Source organism: Rhizobacter sp. P2_H2 (assembly GCF_056403375.1).
On the sequence record NZ_JBFUFP010001320.1, the window covers coordinates 1 to 1309 of the forward strand.

Sequence of the window (1309 nt, forward strand, 5' to 3'; positions counted from 1 at the left end):
GATCTGCACCGCCAGCATGAAGATCTGGAACGCGCTCGCGCGCCGCTTGTCGCCGGGCGCGTAGAGGTCACCGACCTGCGCCGCGATGTTGCCCTTGAAGCAGCCGACGCCGATCAGCAGGCACAGCAGCGCGAAGAAGAAGCTGGCCTCGAAGGCCATCAGGAAGTGGCCGGTGGCCATCAGCACCGCGCCGATCACGACCGTCTTGGTGCGGCCGAGCACGCGGTCGGCGAGCAGGCCGCCGAACAGCGGCGTCAGGTAGACGAAGCCCGCGTAGAGCCCGAACACGGCGGACGCGAGCTGCTGCGGCGAGCGCAGGCCGGTGACGTTCTCGATGGCGCCGCGCACCGCATCGATGCCGGCGACGTGGCCGATGTTCTCGGGCAGGAACAGGTAGTTGGTGAGGTACAGCACCAGCAGGGCCTGCATGCCGTAGTACGAGAAACGTTCCCAGAGTTCGCAGAAGGCGAGCCAGCCGAGGCCGGCGGGGTGGCCGAAGAAGGCACGATCGTTGGAGGCGGAGGTGGACACGGGTAGTGGCTTCCGAAGGAAATTGGGTAATCCGCGACTGTCGCTGAAATGGCCGGGCGGCACAACTCGGGTCAGCGCGCGCGCTCAGGTGGCGGCCTCGTACAGCTCCAGCGGCAGCCCGTCCGGATCGGCGAAGAACACGAAACGCCTGCCCGTGTACTCGTCGACGCGGATGTCTTCCACCGCGACGCCCCGGCCCTCGAGCGCGGCCTTGCACTGCGCCACGTCGTCGACCTCGAACGCCAGGTGGCGCAGGCCGCGCGCCTCGGGGTACGACGGGCGCGGCGGCGCGCCGTCGAACGAGAACAGCTCGACCTGCGAGCCGTCGGGCAGTGCCAGGTCGAGCTTGTACGAGTTGCGCTGCGCGCGGAAGTGCTCGGCGATCACCGCGAGGCCGAGCGTCTCGGTGTAGAAGCGCTTCGAGGCCGGGTAGTCGGAGCAGATGATGGCGGCGTGGTGGATGCGGAGCAGCATCGGGCGATTGTCGCGCTCCCTACAATGCGCCCCCTTTGTCACCGATCGCACCCGCCCCATGGACCTCGTCGTCAACGAAGAACTCAAAGCCTACATCGACCCGTTGACCGCGGACGAACACGACGCGCTGGAGCGCAGCATCCTCGCCGAGGGCTGCCGCGATGCGCTGGTGCTGTGGGGCGACATGCTGGTCGACGGGCACAACCGCTACGGCATCTGCCGCAAGCACGGGCTGCCGTTCCAGACGGTGCAGAGCACGCGCTTCCAGTCACTGGAAGACGTGCACCTGTGGATGATCGACCAG

Annotated in this window: 3 protein-coding genes; 1 reads left to right on the forward strand and 2 read right to left on the reverse strand. The window is 67.7% G+C overall.

Translation table 11 applies throughout. The features are described 5' to 3' along the window. Together AC1D15_RS32735 and gloA2 are read right to left on the reverse strand one after the other, a co-directional pair. Nucleotides 1-531 (reverse strand): POT-type proton-dependent oligopeptide transporter (locus tag AC1D15_RS32735; RefSeq protein ID WP_477829343.1); only part of this gene is annotated, 531 nt, incomplete at its 3' end. An 84-nt stretch (nt 532-615) separates the two neighbouring features. Beyond that, the gene (gene gloA2, locus AC1D15_RS32740; RefSeq protein ID WP_465112397.1) at nt 616-1005 is read right to left on the reverse strand and encodes an SMU1112c/YaeR family gloxylase I-like metalloprotein; all 390 of its coding nucleotides are present in this window, start codon (nt 1003-1005) and stop codon (nt 616-618) included. A 58-nt stretch (nt 1006-1063) separates the two neighbouring features. On the opposite strand from gloA2, the gene AC1D15_RS32745 reads away from it, so the two are divergent. After that, nucleotides 1064-1309, forward strand: a 246-nt coding sequence (locus AC1D15_RS32745) for a ParB N-terminal domain-containing protein (protein WP_477829344.1), incomplete at its 3' end; no start/stop codon positions are given.

What these genes read in the sequence shown, in the direction of transcription:
- gloA2 (WP_465112397.1), bottom strand. Translation starts at nt 1,005, where the DNA reads ATGCTGCTCCGCATCCACCACGCCGCCATCATCTGCTCCGACTACCCG.